This window comes from Halomonas borealis, from assembly GCF_004798905.1.
GTDB classification, from domain to species: Bacteria; Pseudomonadota; Gammaproteobacteria; order Pseudomonadales; family Halomonadaceae; genus Halomonas; species Halomonas borealis.
Genome location: NZ_SDMO01000015.1, coordinates 1 through 15,992 on the forward strand (window position 1 = coordinate 1; position 15,992 = coordinate 15,992).

The following is a 15,992-nucleotide window of genomic DNA, read 5'->3' on the forward strand; positions in this document are numbered from 1 at the left end:
GCTCAGCGCCGATGGTAGTGTGGGAGTTCCCATGCGAGAGTAGGTCATCGTCAGGCACTTATTACGAGAAAACCCCGGCTCAATGAGTCGGGGTTTTTTCATGTCAGGACGCTCGATGGGGGCGGACTAATCGAGCTCAGGGGCCTGCCCGAGCCCCGCATCCGACGACGTGAAAGCCGAGCCTCCGGGCTCGGCTTTTTTGTGCCTGGCTATGTCGAAGAGGCGGTCGGGCAGGGGAGGCTAGGGTGCGCGTCGTCCAGGCAAGGCATGGCCTTGTCAGGTGCGAACGGGCGGGGGATGCAAAGCCGCGAAGTGGCGCCCCGAGCCCAGGCTCGAGGTCACGCGGTGGCCGCAGAGGCGTCAGGCATTTATGACGCGAAAACCCCGACTCATTGAGCCGGGGTTTTCTCATGTCAGGACGCTCGATGGGGGCGGACTCATCGAGCTCAGGGGCCTGCCCGAGCCCCGCACCCGACGACGTGAAAGCCGAGCCTCCGGGCTCGGCTTTCTTGTGCCTGGCTATGCAAGGCCAGGGACCGTCTCGCTACACATCACCGGCCTTCCTCGCCTCCTGGCCGACCTCATGGCGGCGCTGTTTCCCCCACGACTCCCTCGGCCTCGATACGAAAACGCCCCGCCCTCGTAGGAGGGCAGGGCGTTCGTTCAGGCCGCTACCGGGGCCACCGATCTCCGCCGGCAGCCCTTCCACGTTGCTCAACCGGGCTGGGTGACCGTCGCCAGGGGAGTGCTGTGTTTGCCGAGTCGATAGCTCCACAGCAGCACCGCGACGAAGATGGCCAGGCCGAGCAGGTCAAGGGCCAGGTAGCCATGGGGCCACAGCATCAGCGCGCCGAGTGGGAACATGCCGAGGCGTAACCACCAGGGCAGCTCGTGCTCTAGGTAGCCCTCGAGCCCGGCGATGATGGCGTAGATCCCGAACGCGGCGAAGACGAACACCGTGACCATGTCGAGTGCCGACCCCGTGATCAGTGGCGACCATACGAACAGCAAAGGAATGATGTACAGCCCCTTGGCAATCTTCCAGGCGGTGAAGCCGGTACGCATCTGTGGTGTCTCGGCGATGGCTGCCGCGGCGAAGGCGGTCAGACACACCGGCGGGGTGACGTTGGAGTCCTGAGACAGCCAGAAGATCACCATGTGCGCCGCGACCAGCAGCATGGTCAGGGTGTGCGGGGACAGCGCCTGTTCGTAGAGCTGGCTGCGGAAGTTGTCCGGCACCACCGACAGCAGTTCCCTGGCCGAGGCGGCATCCATCGGTGCATTCAGGGCAGACAGTTGATCCGGCGCGGCCAGCATGAAGATGGACCTGGCCTGCTCGGGGAGCTGGCCGCTCATCAGCAGGTCGATCAACTGATCCTGTGCCATCAGGCCGTAGAGCGCCGGCGCCGACAGGGTGCCCAGCACGATGTAGGCCGCGGTGACCGGCAGGCCCATGCCCAGCACCAGCGAGGCCACGGCGATCAATACCAGGGTGATCAGCAGGCTTCCGCCGGCCCAGTCGGCGATCATCAGCGAGAAGACGTTGCCGATCCCGGTGGTGGAGACCACATTGACGATCAGTCCCACCGTCATCAGCAGGATGGCGGTGGTGATCATGTTGCGGGCGCCGAGCGACAGGGCTTCGAGGATGGCATTGAGGGTCATCGGCGTCTTCGACAGCCAGGAGGCCGCGACCACCGAGAGGATGGCGATACCCGCGGCATAGGTGGGCGTGAAGCCATAGATCAGGGCGGCCACCAGAACGACCAGTGGCAGCAGGTAGTGCCAGCCGTCCTTGAGCACGCTGGCAAGACTCGGGGCATCCTCGTCTACCAACTGGTGGGCATGGCTGCGCTTGGCCTCGATGCGCACGAACATGGCGACGGAAATGAAGTACAGGAGCGCAGGCAGGGCCGCGATGCCGATGATCGAGAGGTAGGAGACCTGGGTATAAGACGCCATGATGAAGGCGCCTGCCCCCATCACCGGCGGCATCAGCTGGCCACCGGTGGAGGCGGCGGCCTCCACGCCGGCGGCGAAGCGTGCCGGGAATCCGGCCTTGCGCATCATCGGGATGGTGATCACACCGGTGGAAACGGTGTTGGCGACGCTGGAACCGGAGACCGAACCCATCAGGCCGGAGGCGAAGACGGCGACGAAGCCGGGGCCGCCGACGAAGCGCCCGGCGGCGCAGCGCGCCAGCTCGATGATGAAGTCGCCGGCCCCGGAGCGCACCAAGAAGGCGCCGAACAGGATGAACATGAAGACATAGGACCAGGAGATGCGGGCGATGGAGCCCAGCATTCCTTCGCCCCCCATGTAGCTCCTGAACAACACGGTTTCCCAGCTCAACCCCGGGAAGTTGAACACGCCGCCGACATACTGGCCCCACCAGGCCACATAGGTGAGGGCGACCAGGCATAGCGCCGGGATGAACCAACCGGTGGTGCGTCGGGCGAACTCCAGTACCAGCCCCAGGGCGGCGATGGAGACGATCCAGTCGGTGGTCGAGAAGCGCACGCCGCGGTCGTACAGGTCGTCCTCGAAGGCGATCAGGTACAGGGCGCAACCCACCGCAGCGAGCCCCAGCAGGATGTCGACCAGCAGCACCAGTCGTCGACGCGACGGTTTGGCGGTCTGGAGCATCGGCACGGCCAGCGCGCACAACAGGCCGAATAGCCCGAAGTGCAATGCACTGGTCCACACTTCGGAGAGGGTGCTGAAGGTGTTGAAGTAGAGGTGGGTCAGGGCGATGACGAGGGTCAGGCCGAACAGCAGGCGTCCCAGCCAGGGGTGTTCGAAGCGGGGTGTGGCCTCGCTGACCGACTCGTCTCGGCCCTCGCTTGCGGGGGTGGTGTTCATGGAAGCTCTCCTGGAGCGGACGGCCGGGTCGGGGGCAGGAGGGGCGGCCGTCGGCAATGCCCGGTGGCCACCGCGACCCGGACGGAAAGGGGCGCGGTGGGGCGCGGGAAGGTGGTCAGTCGGCGGTCAGGGTGTCCGGGATCTCAAGCCCTTGTTCCTCGAAGAAGCGCGCCGCGCCGGGGTGCAGCGGTACCGGCAGGCCGTCGAGGGCCTTCTCCAGCGCCATCGCTTTGGTGGCCGGGTGGATGTTGTTGAGGAACGGAAGGTTCTCGTACATCGCCTTGGTGATCTGGTAGACGTCCTCGTCGGGCACGTCGGCATTGACCACCAGGATGTTGGGTTGGGCGATGGTGTGGATGACCTCGTCCTGCCCGGGATAGGTCTCGGCGTCGATTTCGTAGGGGCTCCACACCGGGTATTCCTGGTTGATGCGGGCTAGCTGGTCCTCGTTCACCTCCAGCACGCTGATATCGTCGCCCATGTTGGCGAAGGCGCGAGTGACCGCGGAGGCCGGGGCACCGGCTGGGATGTTCATGCCATCGATGTTGCCGTTCTGCATGGCCCCGGCACTGGCGCTGTAGCCCAGGTAGGCCAGGTCCATCCGCTCGGGGTCGATGTCGAGACCGGCAAGAATTTGCCGACCGGAGCCTTCGGTGCCGGAGTTGCGTGCACCGATGGAGAAGCCTTGGTCGTAGAGGCCGGTCAGATCGTCGATGGTGCCGGTGTCGACCAGGTCGTTGCGGACCACGAAGTGTTCGACGTTCTGCCACAGCATGGACACCGAACGGATGTCCTTGTAGGCCTTGGGCACCGGGCCGTTGCCGTTCCAGGCCCAGGCGCCATAGAGCGCCTGAATGATGCCGAACTGGGCCTCGTCGGTATCCATCAGGCGCAGGTTCTCCGCCGAGCCGGCCGAGCTGATGGCCGAGACCGACAGGTCGTGGGTAGGCTCGAGCTTGACCCGTACCAGGGTCGACAGGGCGACGCCGACCGGGTAGAAGGTGCCGCCGGTGGTGGCCGTGCCCATGATGTACTGGCCATCGCCTGCCTCGGATTGGGCGGATGCCGCGGAGGCACCCAGGCCGAGCGCCGTGGCGGTGGATAGGGTCAGGGCGAGTTTCAGGAACTGGCGTTTTTGCATACGAGCCTCCGTCGCAAGCGAGTTATTTTGATGACTGGCTCGTTGACCTAGCGATAAGCTTGCCAAGGGGAGGCTTTGGCTTTTTGTTCAGTGACTTGGAGTGTTCGAGGGGGAGCCGGAGAGGCGTTGTCGCCGGGCTATCGGCCATTTTTTGCCGACACTCAACGGCGCCGTCGGCCATCAAAAGCCGATGCCCGTCAGGCTTCGTTCGGGCCAGGGGGCTCGCGGTCCTCGGGGGCAAGGAAGGCCTCGCGGCGAAGCCCGTGCCTGAGCATCTTCTGGTTCAGGGTGCGTCGGGGCAGTTCCAGCTCTTCCATCACGGCCTGGATGTTGCCGGCGTGGCGACCCAGGGTGGCCCGTAGCAGGGCGGACTCGAAGGCGGCAAGCTGGGCGTTCAGCGAGCCGTGCTCGGCTTCCTCGCCGTCCTCGAGGCCAGGAATCTCGAGCCCCAGCACGAAGCGGGTGGCGGCATTGCGCAGCTGTCGCAGGTTGCCGGGCCAGGGCTGCCGTTCGAGGGCCTGGAACAGGGTGGCTGATACCTCGGGGGCATCACGCTCGTGGACCGCGGCCGCCTGTCGACAGAAATGGCCGAACAGCGCTGCGATGTCCTCGCGTCGCTCGCGCAGCGGTGGCAGGCGCAGCTCGGTGATGGCCAGCCGATAATAGAGGTCTTCCCGGAACCGGCCTTCCCGGGCCAGGACTGGCAGGTCGGTTTTGGCGGCCGCCACCACGCGCAGGGCCACCGGGCGCACCGCATTGCTGCCCAACGGCGTGATCTCCCCCTCCTGGAGGGCCCGCAGCAGCTTGACCTGGGCGCTCAGCGGCAGAGACTCCACCTCGTCGAGGAACAGGGTACCGCCGCTGGCATGTTCAAGCTTGCCGAGACGCCGGCCGTGGGCGCCGGTGAAGGCGCCCTTCTCGTGGCCGAATAGTTCCGACTCGATCAGTTCGGGGGCCAGGGCGCCGCAGTTCAGGGCCACGAAGGGGGCGTCGCTACCGGGGCCGAAGTCATGCAGGCAGCGGGCGACCACCTCCTTGCCGCTGCCGGTTTCACCTTGAACGAGGACATTGGCGCGCACCGGGGCGAGGGTCGCGATCTGCCGGCGCAGGGCCACCATGGCCGGCGCTTGCCCCAGCAGCCGGCCCGCCAGATCGCCCTCGCGCAGGGCGTCCCGGAGGCGTGCGTTCTCCAGCGCCAAGCGACGCTGCCGGAGGGCGCGACGCACGCACTCCTCGAGGCGCTCCGGTGCGAAGGGTTTCTCGACGAAGTCCCAGCAGCCGGCCTGCATGGCCGAGACCGCCATGGGCACGTCGCCATGGCCAGTGATGAGCACCACCGGTGGCGGAGCCTCGAGCGCCTGCACCGCGTCGAGCAGCGCCAGGCCATCCATGCCCGGCATCTTGACGTCGCTGACCAGCACGCCGCAAGGGGCATCGTCGCGCAGGGCTTCGAGGGCCGGTGTCGCGGCGTCGAAGGTGCGCACCGCCAGGTCCGAAACCTCCAGCCACTGGCTCAGCGATTCCCGCACATCGGGGTCGTCGTCGACCAGCCATATGGGGAGGGTGTCTTCAGTCGGCATCCTGGCGTTCTCCTTCGGCTGGGCTCCGCGTCTCGGCGAGCGGCAGGGTGACCTCGAAACAGGCGCCGCCTTGTTCGATGTTGGTGGCGGTGATGCGGCCTTCCAGGTCCTGCACGATGCCATAGCAGATGAACAGGCCGAGCCCCAGGCCGTCGCCGACCGCCTTGGTGGTGAAGAAGGGGTCGAACAGGCGCGAGAGGATCGCCGCGTCGATCCCCGGACCGTTGTCGGTGAGCCTCAGCACCGCGTTCTCCTTGCCGGCCGCCAGGCCGATGACCAGCCGTGGCCGCTCGACCGTCTCCAGGGCATCCAGGGCGTTGCGTATCAGGTTGGTGAGCAGTTGCTCGATGCGTAGCGTGTCGCCGAGCACCCTCGGGCAGGGTAACGCGGCGCGCTCGATCTCCACGTCGACACCTTGGTGATGCAGGCGATCGGCGAGCAGTTCCAGCACGAAGGTCAGGCGCTCCTCGAGATCGATGGGTTCGCGATCACCGCCACGGCGGGCGAACAGCCGGAGCTGGCGGATCAAGGCATCCTGACGGTCACACAGCGCCTGGATGCGCGAGAAGTTGCTTTCAGCCGCGTCCTGGCGGCCCTTGGCCAGCAGCCGGGCGCCATTGGCGGCATAGGTGCGAATGCCCGAGAGCGGCTGGTTCAGCTCGTGGGCGATGCCCGCCGCCATGGTGCCCAGCGACGCCAACTTGCCGGCTTGCACGAGTTCTTCCTGGGCCTCCTGGAGCGCCTGGGTGCGCTCGATGACCCGCGACTCGAGGCTCTCATTGGCCTCGTGGATGATCCGCGCCTCGCGATCCCGCAGGCGGTGGCGCTTCTGGCGCTCGCGCAGCCACAGGCCGAGTAGCACCAGCACCAGGGTGAGGCCTACCGCCGCCAGGAAGGCGTTGCGGGCGTCCAGGTACAGCGGTCGCATCGGCACCAGGTAGTGCATGGTCCAGCCCAGCCGCCGTTGCTCCCGGGAGAGGTCCAGGTAACGCTTGCTGATGGAGGCGTCGCCGATCGTCAGGGAGTCGTCGGCCAGCCTCCGGCCGAGGCGCTCCAGAGGCTGATCGAGGAACTGGCGCTGCTGGCGGATCTCACCCATAGCCGTATCGGCGATCGGGGCGAGCGTTCTATACCGCCAGCCGGGTCGGCTGGACAGAATCACCACCCCGTTGGCATCGGAGAGCAGCACGGTTTCCCCGGCCTGCCGCCAGCTTGCCTGGAGCGACTCCAGCGCCACCTTGACGGCCACGACCCCCAGCGGTTGGCCGTCGGCGGTCGAGGCCACCGGCGCCGAGACGAAGTAACCCGCCCGTTCGGTGGTGTTGCCGATGGCGAAAAACTCGCCCTCGCCGTCGCCCATGGCGTCCTGGAAGTAGGGGCGAAAAGCGTAGTGATGGCCGATGAAACTGTCCGCGCTGGCGTGGTTGCTGCTAGCCACGGTGACGCCCCGGCGGTCGAGCAGGAAGATGGCTTCGGCCCCGGCATCCTCGGCGACTCGTTCGAGATAGCGGCTGGCGCGCTCGGCCTCGCCTGAGGAGTCACCATCCACCGCCGAGCGGACCCGGGACTGGCCGGCCAGTAGCCTCGGCAGGTAGGAGAAGCGCGCCAGGGCGCCCTCCAAGGTGGTGGAATACAGCGACAGTCGGTTATCGGCATGCTGGCGGGCGACGTCCAGCGACTGCTGCAACTGCCACTGCCACACGCACCACCACAGGGTGGCCGCCAGCAGGCCGGCGGCGCTCAACAGGGCCATCCTCCAGGGCCGAGTCACGCGGGTCGGTCGGCTCATGGTCCGACTTCGTACAGCTCGATGGGGGTGCCGTCCGGATCGCTGAGGAAGGCGAAGCGGGCCCCGGTGATCTCATCGACGCGGATCGGCTCGGGAGCCGCGCCGCGGGCCTCGAGGCCGGCCACGCAGGCATCGAGGTCCGGCGTGGCGAGCGCCAGGTGACGCAGGCCGCAGGCCTCCGGATAGCTGGGCCTCGGCGGCGGAAAAGGAAAGGAGAACAGCTCGAGCCGGATACCGCCGGGCAGGCGCAGGTCGAGCTTGTGGCTGTCCCGCGACTCGCGATAGGTCTCGTGGAGGATCTCGGCGTCCATCACCTTCAGGTAGAAGCGTCTGGCGCGCGGGTAGTCGGCGGTGATCAGGGCGACATGGTGAACGCCGACCAGCGGCAATCGTTCCTCGGGCATGGCATGAACTCGTCGGTGGACGGGACGGGGCAAGGCAAGAGAGCCGGGCGCCGCGGGCAACGCCCGGCGCGAGGGACTAGTGGCAAAGCCCTTCCAAGGCCTCGACCAGGCTATCCATCTCGTCCTCGGTGCCGATGGACAGGCGCAGCCAGCCATTCAGCGCTTCGGTGTTGAAGTGGCGCACCAGGATGCCACGCTCGCGCAGGCCGACGAACAGCTGGGCGGCGTCCTGCCCCGGATGACTGACCAGCAGGAAGTTGCTCTGCGATGGCAGTACCCGGAAGCCCAGGCCTTCCAGGCGGGTGCGGGTGCGCTCGCGGGTGGTGATCACCGCCGTGCGGCAGGCGTCGAAGTGCTCGCGGTCCTCCAGGGCGGCGATGCCGATGGCGCTGGCCAGGCTGTCGATGGGGTAGGAGTTGAAGGAGTCCTTGACTCGTTCGAGCCCCTCGATCAGCTCGCGCGAGCCCACCGCATAACCGAGTCGCAGGCCGGCGAGGCTGCGCGACTTGGAGAAGGTGCCGGTGACCAGCAGGTTGGGGAATCGATCGATCAGTGGCACGGCACTCTCGGCGCCGAAATCCACGTAGGCCTCGTCGACCAGCACCACCGATTCGGTGAGACGTTCGAGCAGGCCGGCGATCGCCGCGCGCTCGTGGCCGTGGCCGGTTGGCGCATTGGGGTTGGCGAAGATCGCGCCGCCGGCCTGCGGCGAGAAGGCCTCGAGGTCGATCCGCCATTCGGCGTCCAGCGGCAGGGTCCGGCGCTCCACGCCGTAGAGTCGGCAGTACACCGGGTAGAAGCTGTAGGTGATGGCCGGCATCTCCAGCGGACGGCCATGGCCGAAGAAGGCCTGGAAGGCCAGGGCCAGCACCTCATCGGAACCGTTGCCGACGAACACCTGCTCAGCCTCGACGCCGAACTCCCGGGCCAGGGCCTCGCGCAGGCCCCGGGACTCGGGGTCGGGATAGCGGCGCAGGTGGTCGGCCGGGAACTCCCGCAGCACGGCCTCGACGCCCGGCGCCGGTGGGTAGGGGTTCTCGTTGGTGTTCAGCTTGATCAGGCGCTCGCGCGGCTGCTCGCCGGGGACATAGGGCGTCAGCTCGCGGACCTTGGGGCTCCAGAACTTGCTCATCTTGAGGTCTCGGATCGCGGGGCAATTCGGCCATGTTCGCTCGCCGGTGTCGGCTGCGCAAGCCGCGCCGCGGCTCGATGTGGCGTGGGAACAACAACCCGATGGCGTTCGGGCTGTCCGCTGCTCGCACTAGCGGTTATGCTGTGAGTCAGGCTGCCGCGATGGCGGCGTCATGCCCATTGGTTAGGAGGACGAATATGCAAATCAGGACGTTGCTGGTCGGTTCCGCGATGCTTGCCCTGCTGGCAGGCTGTGCAGGCGGCCCCGGCGGGCAGGGAACCGGCCCCGGCATGGACTCCGCGGAGGAGACCTATCAGGGAACGCTGCCCTGCCGTAACTGCGAGGGGATCGACCTGAACGTGACCATGGCGGGGGATGCCCAGAGCTCCGCGAGCGATCGCACCTTCGATCTTCAGGCCTCCTATCGGGGTCATCCGCAGAATCCGTCGGATGAGAACTATGCGGGTAACTGGGAGCTGCTCGACGGCACCGCCGACAATCCGGAGGCCACCGTCTACGAGCTGACGCCGCAAGGCGAGGGGCAGACCTATTACTTCCTGCGTCTCGACCCGCAGACCCTGGAGCTGATCGACCCCCAGCGTCGTCGCTTCCAGAACAACGAGATGCTGCGCCTGAACCGCCTGTAAGGCAGTCGATCACGTAGCACAGAGGGGCGGCCGATGGGTCGCCCCTCGTCGTTGGGCCCGCGCCCATCCTCCAGAGAAACCGTTGCCGGACATCCCATGGCCAAAGCGAAAAGCGCCTTCGTGTGCACCGAGTGCGGTGCCGAGTACCGCAAGTGGCAAGGGCAGTGCACCAGCTGCCGCGAGTGGAACACCCTGAGCGAGGTGCGGCTATCGGCCGCCCGGCCCGGCGCCGGCGATGGCGGCGGGGGCTCGGGGACGCGCGGTGGCTATGCCGGCATGGTCTCCCGGGAGGTGATCGACCTGGCCAACGTCGACCTCAGCGAGGTGCCGCGGCTGTCCTCGACCTTCGAGGAGTTCGACCGGGTGTTGGGCGGCGGCCTGGTGCCGGGGTCGGCGGTGCTGCTCGGCGGCCACCCCGGCGCCGGCAAGTCGACCCTGCTGTTGCAGGCCGCCTGCAAGCTGGCCCAGCAGCGCCGTGTGCTCTATGTCACCGGCGAGGAATCGCTGTCCCAGGTGGCGATGCGTGCCCAGCGGCTGCAGCTGCCTACCCGGGGCCTGCAGATGCTCGCCGAGACCAGCATCGAGACCATCCTTGGCGTGGCCGAACGCGAACGCCCGGATATCCTGATCATCGACTCCATCCAGACCACCCATCTCGAGGACGTCTCCTCGGCGCCGGGGGGCGTGGCCCAGGTGCGTGAATCCGCCTCGGCGCTGACCCGTTTCGCCAAGCAGTCCAGCACCGTGCTGCTGCTGGTCGGTCACGTCACCAAGGATGGCACCCTGGCCGGCCCCAAGGTGCTCGAGCACATGATCGATGCCTCGTTGCTGCTCGAGGGCGGGGCGGATTCGCGTTTTCGCACCCTGCGGGGCCAGAAGAACCGTTTCGGCGCGGTCAACGAGCTGGGCGTGTTCGCGATGCTCGAGCATGGCCTCAAGGAGGTGAAGAACCCCAGCGCCATCTTCCTGTCGCGCACCGAAGAGCAGGCGCCGGGCAGCCTGGTGATGGTGGTCTGGGAAGGCACGCGGCCGATCCTGGTCGAGGTGCAGGCGCTGCTCGATGACTCGGCGATGGGCAACCCTCGGCGCGTGGCGGTGGGCCTCGACCAGAACCGCCTGGCCATGCTGTTGGCGGTACTGCATCGCCACGGAGGGCTGTTCACCGGCGATCAGGATGTCTTCCTCAACGTGGTCGGCGGGGTCAAGGTGCTAGAGACCAGCGCCGACCTGGCGGTACTGCTGGCCGTGGTGTCGAGCCTGCAGAGCCGCTCGCTGGCCCGCGAACTGGTGGTGTTCGGCGAGGTGGGGCTGTCCGGCGAGATCCGTCCGGTGCCGAGTGGCCAGGAGCGCATCGTCGAGGCCGCCAAGCATGGCTTCCGGCGCGCCATCGTGCCGCGCGCCAATGCGCCCAAGCACTCGCCAGAGGGCATGGAGATCGTGCCCGTGGACAAGCTGGCCGACGCCCTGGAGGCCCTGTGAGGCGGCGCTCGGCATAGCGCGCATCGAGCTCGGCGTCGCGAGCCCTCGGGCATGTCAGGCCCCGCCGCTCGGGAACCCGGCGCTCGGCAACGATACGCGGGTGCGGTGCTGTAGAATACCGAAAACGACGCCAAGGAGACCATGATGAGTGCCATCCGCCTGACACAGTACAGCCACGGCGCCGGCTGTGGCTGCAAGATCGCCCCCGACGTCCTCGACGGCATCCTGGCCAAGGCCGGACCCGGCGCCAGCCACTCGCGGCTGATCGTCGGCAATCAGGGGCGCGAAGACGCCGCCGTCTATGACCTGGGCGACGGCCGGGGCATGATCGCCACGACTGACTTCTTCATGCCTATCGTCGATGATCCCTTCGATTTCGGACGCATCGCCGCCACCAATGCCATCAGCGATGTCTACGCCATGGGCGGCACGCCGATCATGGCGCTGGGCATCCTCGGCTGGCCGCTCGACCAGCTCGGCCCCGAGATCGCCGGCGATGTGGTGGGCGGTGCCCAAGCGGTGTGCCGCGAGCTGGGCCTGGCGCTGGCCGGGGGGCATTCCATCGACGCCCCCGAGCCGATGTTCGGCCTGTCGGTCAACGGCCTGGTCGACCTCGAGCACCTCAAGCTCAACAAGGGCGCCCAGGTGGGTGACCTGCTCTACCTCACCAAGCCGCTGGGTGTGGGCCTGTTGACCACCGCCGAGAAGAAGAGCCTGATCCAGCCCGGCCATCAGGGCCTGGCGCGACGCACCATGCTCGAATCCAACCGCATCGGCACCGAGCTGGCGAAGATCGCCGGCGTGCACGCCATGACCGACGTCACAGGCTTCGGCCTGGCCGGCCATCTCAGCGAGGTCTGCGCGGCCAGCGGCGTCGCCGCGCGGATCGATTTCCGCCGCCTGCCGCGCCTCGCCGAGGCGGAGGCCTATCGCCGCCAGGGGGCGGTGCCCGGCGGCAGCGCCCGCAACCGGGATGCCCTGGGCGCGGCGCTGCCGCCCATGGACGAGGCCCACTGGCAGTGGCTGTGCGACCCCCAGACCTCCGGCGGCCTGCTACTGTCGGTGCATCCCGCCTGGGAGGACGACGTCGAGCGGATCGGCCGGCAGCATGGCCTCGAGCTCGAGCCGTTCGGCGAGATCGTCGCCGAGCGGGGCGAGGCGCGCATCGAGGTGAAAGGATGACCCTACCGCTGGTCGAGCCGAACCTCGCGCTGCTGCGCGAGGGGCGGCCGTTGATCGATGTGCGGGCCCCGGTGGAGTTCGCCCAGGGCGCCTTGCCCGGGGCGGTCAACCTGCCGCTGATGGACGACGAAGAGCGCCATCGCGTCGGCATCGCCTACAAGCAGCAAGGTCAGAAGGCCGCCATCGAACTGGGCGAGCGGCTGGTCAGCGGTGGCATCAAGGCCGCCCGGGTGGCGGCTTGGCGACGCGAGCTGGAGGCGCATCCCGATGCCATCGTCTATTGCTTCCGTGGTGGGCTGCGCTCCCAGGTCGCCCAGCAGTGGCTGGCCGATGCCGGTATCACGCGGCCGCGCATCCGTGGCGGATGGAAGGCCATGCGCCAGGCGTTGTGCACGCGCATCGATGCCGCCGCCGAGCAGCCGATGCTGGTGGTCGGTGGGCTCACCGGTTGTGCCAAGACCTCGCTCATCGACGCCCTCGACCAGGGTCTGGACCTGGAAGGCTGCGCCCGTCACAAGGGCTCGGCCTTCGGTCGCCATCCGTTGCCGGCGCCGGCGCAGATCGACTTCGAGCATGCCATGGGGCGACGCCTGCTGGAGCTGCCGGCGTCGCTGGTGCTGGAGGACGAGTCGCGCCATATCGGCGCGTCCAACGTGCCGCTGACCTTCTGGCACGGCATGGAGGCCGCCCCGCGCGTGCGCGTTGAGATGCCGCTGGACTGGCGGCTGGCGCAGATCCACAAGGACTACATCGACGACCTGTGGACGGTCTATCGCCATCAGTTCGGCGACTGGCTGGGCTGGTCGCTGATGCGCAAGCAGCTGTCGGGCGCCCTGGGGCGTCTCAAGAAACGCCTCGGCAGCGCCCGGCTGGCGCGCCTGCAGCGCTTGCAGCGGCTGGCCTTCCGCGAGCACGAGCGCGGCAACTGGCAGGCTCACGAGGCCTGGCTGGCGCCGCTGCTCACCGAATACTACGACCCCATGTATCGCTACCAGCTGGAGAAGCACGACGACAAACGCTTCCTGCACGTGGGCGACTGGGACAGCTGCCTGGCCTTCGCCCGCGACTGGGTCGCCGAGCACGGCCAGACAGGCGAGGGCTGAGTGACATGAAAACGGCCCTCAAGGAACAGATACTGACCGTGTTGGCCGAGATCCCCGCGGGACGAGTGACCACCTATGGGCGCATCGCCGCCATGACCGAAGGCGGCACGCCACGGCTGGTGGCGCGGGCGCTGCGTGAGCTGCCTGCCGGGCATGGCCTGCCGTGGTTCCGGGTGATCACCGCCTCGCGTAAGCTGGCCGACCATGGCGGCGCCGACGAGCAGCGCCGCCGGCTGATCGACGAGGGCGTGGCCTTCGATGAGAAGGGACGGGTGTCGGCGCAACGCATGTGGCCCTGATGACGCGGCGGGGCAGCGATATTCCAAGGAGCATTCATGAGCGGTTTCTTTCAGCGCCTGCAGGCGCTTCCAGCGCGTCGTCAGCAGGCCTTCATGGCGGCTCTGTGCGAGCGGTTGCGGCCCAACTACGCCTTCTATGCCGAGGCCACCGGCCAGGGTGATCCCCTGGCGCTGCGTGCCGTGCTCGACCTGGTCTGGGAGCGCCTCGCGGTCAAGGACGCCCGCATCGACTTCGAGCGCCAGGCCGAGAAGCTGGCCGAGCTGGAGCCGCCGGCCGAGGACGACAGCTTCGGCGCGCGTCGCGCCCTGGAGGCGGTGGTGGCGATCTCGTCGCTGCTCGACACCCTGCGTGGCGAGTCACCCGAGGCGGTGCTGGAAGTCAGCCGTACCTCGCGCGGCGGCGTGCGTGCCTTCATCGAACTGACCGAGGGCGAGGTGGATGGCGAGCGCCTCGCCGCCCTGGTGCGCGAGCATCCGCTGATGGCCGACGAGAACGGCTTCCAGGATGCGGTGCTCGAGGCGGTGGAGGGCGAGCTCGACCGCGATGGCTTGAAGGCGTTGCGCCGGCTGGGTCGCAACGAAGGGGTCAGCAACCTGGGGCTCGGCGGCGAGGAGTAGCCCGCGCGCCGGCCAGGACGCGAAGGGCTCACCAAATGGGGAACCCTTCGTTTGCTTCAAGAAAAGGCCAGGCTAGGTGCGTTCCCGACGACCCTACGCACCTCCTGCATCCCTGTCGGTCGTCGAGCGCAGCAAGAACTCCCCTTTCCTACAGGCGCATCTCGATCCCGTGCTCGGCCATGTACCGCTTGGCCTCGGGGATGGTGTATTCGGCGAAGTGGAAGATGCTGGCCGCCAGCACCGCATCGGCGCCGCCGTCCTTGACGCCTTCCACCAGGTGGTCGAGGTTGCCCACACCGCCGGAGGCGATCACCGGCACGCTCACCGCCTCGCTGATGGCATGAGTCACGCCGAGGTCGAAGCCGGCCTTGGTGCCGTCGCGGTCCATGCTGGTCAGCAGCAGCTCGCCGGCGCCCAGCTCGACCATCTTCTGCGCCCACTCCACGGCATCGAGGCCGGTGGGGCGGCGGCCGCCGTGGGTGAAGATCTCCCAGCGAGGTGTCTCGCCTTCTTCCGAGACCCGCTTGGCATCGATGGCCACCACGATGCACTGGCTGCCGAAGCGTTCGGCGGCCTCGTACACGAACTCGGGGTGGTGTACCGCGGCGGTGTTGATCGACACCTTGTCGGCACCGGCGTTGAGCATGGTGCGGATGTCGTCGCAGGTGCGGATGCCGCCACCCACGGTCAGCGGTATGAACACCTCGCCGGCGATGCGCTCGACCATCTCCACCGTGGTGCCGCGGTCCTCGTGGCTGGCGGTGATGTCGAGAAAGGTGATCTCGTCGGCGCCCTGGTGATTGTAGCGCTGGGCGATCTCGACCGGATCGCCGGCGTCGCGGATGCCGGTGAAGTTGACGCCCTTGACCACCCGGCCGGCATCGACGTCCAGGCAAGGAATGATGCGCTTGGCGAGTCCCATGATGTCAGCTCCCGTCGCGTTGGCCGGTGAGGCGGTCGCACAGCGCCTGGGCGTCGGCCACGTCCAGGCTGCCTTCGTAGATGGCGCGGCCGGTGATGGCGCCGAGGATGCCCGGCTCGCCGGCCTCGATCAGCTGGCGCAGGTCGTCGAGGTTGGTCACCCCGCCGGAGGCGATCACCGGCAGGCCGCCCTCGCGGGCCAGCTCGGCGGTGGCCTCGACGTTGACGCCGCCCATCATGCCGTCACGGGCGATGTCGGTGTAGACGATCGAGGACACGCCGTCGTCGGCGAAGCGCTTGGCCAGCTCGGTGGCCTTCTGGGTCGAGACCTCGGCCCAGCCATCGGTGGCGACGAAGCCGTCGCGGGCATCGAGGCCGACGATCACGTGGCCGGCGAAGGCCCGGCACATCTCGGTGACGAAGGTCGGTTGCTTGACCGCCTGGGTGCCGATGATGACCTGGGACACGCCGGCCTCCAGGTAGTGTTCGATGGTCGCGGCCGAGCGGATGCCGCCGCCGATCTGGATCGGCAGGTCGGGATAGGCGCGGGCGATGGCGGTGACCGCCTCGCCGTTGACCGGCGCGCCCTCGAAGGCGCCGTTGAGGTCGACCAGATGCAGCCGGCGAGCGCCGGCCTCGACCCAGCGCGCGGCCATGGCCACGGGGTCGTCGCCGTAGGTGGTGGCATCGTCCATCCGGCCCTGCTTGAGGCGGACGCACGTACCGTCCTTGAGATCGATGGCGGGAATTACCAGCATGTCCAGTCCTCTACGGGCGCATCAAAAGGCCCTGTTGTCGGGGCGCGGAAGCGGGCGCCCTGGAATGTTGTTGGGGC

General features: G+C 67.9%; 14 protein-coding genes. 6 read left to right on the forward strand and 8 right to left on the reverse strand.

Features of this window, described 5'->3' with window-relative positions; all coding sequences use genetic code 11:
• Positions 1–714: 714 nt before the first annotated feature.
• From ETC07_RS13185 to hisC, 6 genes are all read right to left on the reverse strand, one after another.
• Positions 715–2,862 (reverse strand): TRAP transporter permease, encoded by a 2,148-nt coding sequence (locus ETC07_RS13185; protein WP_136248988.1) that lies wholly within the window; start codon positions 2,860–2,862, stop codon positions 715–717.
• Between the two features lie 115 nt (positions 2,863–2,977).
• Positions 2,978–4,003: a TAXI family TRAP transporter solute-binding subunit gene (locus tag ETC07_RS13190; RefSeq protein ID WP_136248989.1), complete on the reverse strand. Its 1,026-nt coding sequence runs from the start codon at positions 4,001–4,003 to the stop codon at positions 2,978–2,980.
• Positions 4,004–4,200: 197 nt separating this feature from the next.
• The gene (locus ETC07_RS13195) at positions 4,201–5,583 is read right to left on the reverse strand and encodes a sigma-54-dependent transcriptional regulator (protein WP_136248990.1); all 1,383 of its coding nucleotides are present in this window, start codon (positions 5,581–5,583) and stop codon (positions 4,201–4,203) included.
• Complete coding sequence (locus ETC07_RS13200; protein WP_136248991.1) at positions 5,573–7,372, reverse strand: sensor histidine kinase; 1,800 nt, start codon at positions 7,370–7,372, stop codon at positions 5,573–5,575. Before ETC07_RS13200 ends, ETC07_RS13195 begins: the two co-directional genes overlap by 11 nt.
• On the reverse strand, positions 7,369–7,776 hold the full coding sequence (gene gloA2, locus ETC07_RS13205) for an SMU1112c/YaeR family gloxylase I-like metalloprotein (protein WP_136248992.1): 408 nt from the start codon (positions 7,774–7,776) through the stop codon (positions 7,369–7,371). The genes ETC07_RS13200 and gloA2 overlap by 4 nt, the downstream gene beginning before the upstream one ends.
• Before the next feature lie 76 nt (positions 7,777–7,852).
• On the reverse strand, positions 7,853–8,908 hold the full coding sequence (hisC, locus tag ETC07_RS13210; RefSeq protein WP_136248993.1) for a histidinol-phosphate transaminase: 1,056 nt from the start codon (positions 8,906–8,908) through the stop codon (positions 7,853–7,855).
• Positions 8,909–9,105: 197 nt separating this feature from the next.
• Between hisC and ETC07_RS13215 the strand changes: the two genes are divergently transcribed.
• From ETC07_RS13215 to ETC07_RS13240, 6 genes are all read left to right on the forward strand, one after another.
• A complete protein-coding gene (locus tag ETC07_RS13215) occupies positions 9,106–9,555 on the forward strand; it encodes a copper resistance protein NlpE N-terminal domain-containing protein (RefSeq protein WP_136248994.1) in 450 nt (149 codons plus the stop codon).
• A 96-nt stretch (positions 9,556–9,651) separates the two neighbouring features.
• Positions 9,652–11,034 carry a DNA repair protein RadA gene (gene radA, locus ETC07_RS13220; RefSeq protein ID WP_136248995.1) on the forward strand — a complete coding sequence of 461 codons (1,383 nt, stop codon included), beginning with the start codon at positions 9,652–9,654 and terminating at the stop codon, positions 11,032–11,034.
• 141 nt (positions 11,035–11,175) lie between these two features.
• A complete protein-coding gene (selD, locus tag ETC07_RS13225) occupies positions 11,176–12,216 on the forward strand; it encodes a selenide, water dikinase SelD (RefSeq protein ID WP_438590665.1) in 1,041 nt (346 codons plus the stop codon).
• Complete coding sequence (gene mnmH, locus ETC07_RS13230) at positions 12,213–13,319, forward strand: tRNA 2-selenouridine(34) synthase MnmH (RefSeq protein WP_136248997.1); 1,107 nt, start codon at positions 12,213–12,215, stop codon at positions 13,317–13,319. The genes selD and mnmH overlap by 4 nt, the downstream gene beginning before the upstream one ends.
• A gap of 5 nt (positions 13,320–13,324) precedes the next feature.
• Positions 13,325–13,618 carry an MGMT family protein gene (locus tag ETC07_RS13235; RefSeq protein ID WP_136248998.1) on the forward strand — a complete coding sequence of 98 codons (294 nt, stop codon included), beginning with the start codon at positions 13,325–13,327 and terminating at the stop codon, positions 13,616–13,618.
• A 36-nt stretch (positions 13,619–13,654) separates the two neighbouring features.
• Positions 13,655–14,236: a YjaG family protein gene (locus tag ETC07_RS13240; RefSeq protein WP_136248999.1), complete on the forward strand. Its 582-nt coding sequence runs from the start codon at positions 13,655–13,657 to the stop codon at positions 14,234–14,236.
• Between the two features lie 148 nt (positions 14,237–14,384).
• On the opposite strand, the gene hisF is transcribed toward ETC07_RS13240, so the two are convergent.
• Positions 14,385–15,158, reverse strand: coding sequence for an imidazole glycerol phosphate synthase subunit HisF (gene hisF / locus ETC07_RS13245; protein WP_136249000.1), 774 nt, complete (start codon positions 15,156–15,158; stop codon positions 14,385–14,387).
• 4 nt (positions 15,159–15,162) lie between these two features.
• Positions 15,163–15,915 (reverse strand): 1-(5-phosphoribosyl)-5-[(5-phosphoribosylamino)methylideneamino]imidazole-4-carboxamide isomerase, encoded by a 753-nt coding sequence (gene hisA, locus ETC07_RS13250; RefSeq protein ID WP_136249001.1) that lies wholly within the window; start codon positions 15,913–15,915, stop codon positions 15,163–15,165.
• Positions 15,916–15,992: the final 77 nt, after the last annotated feature.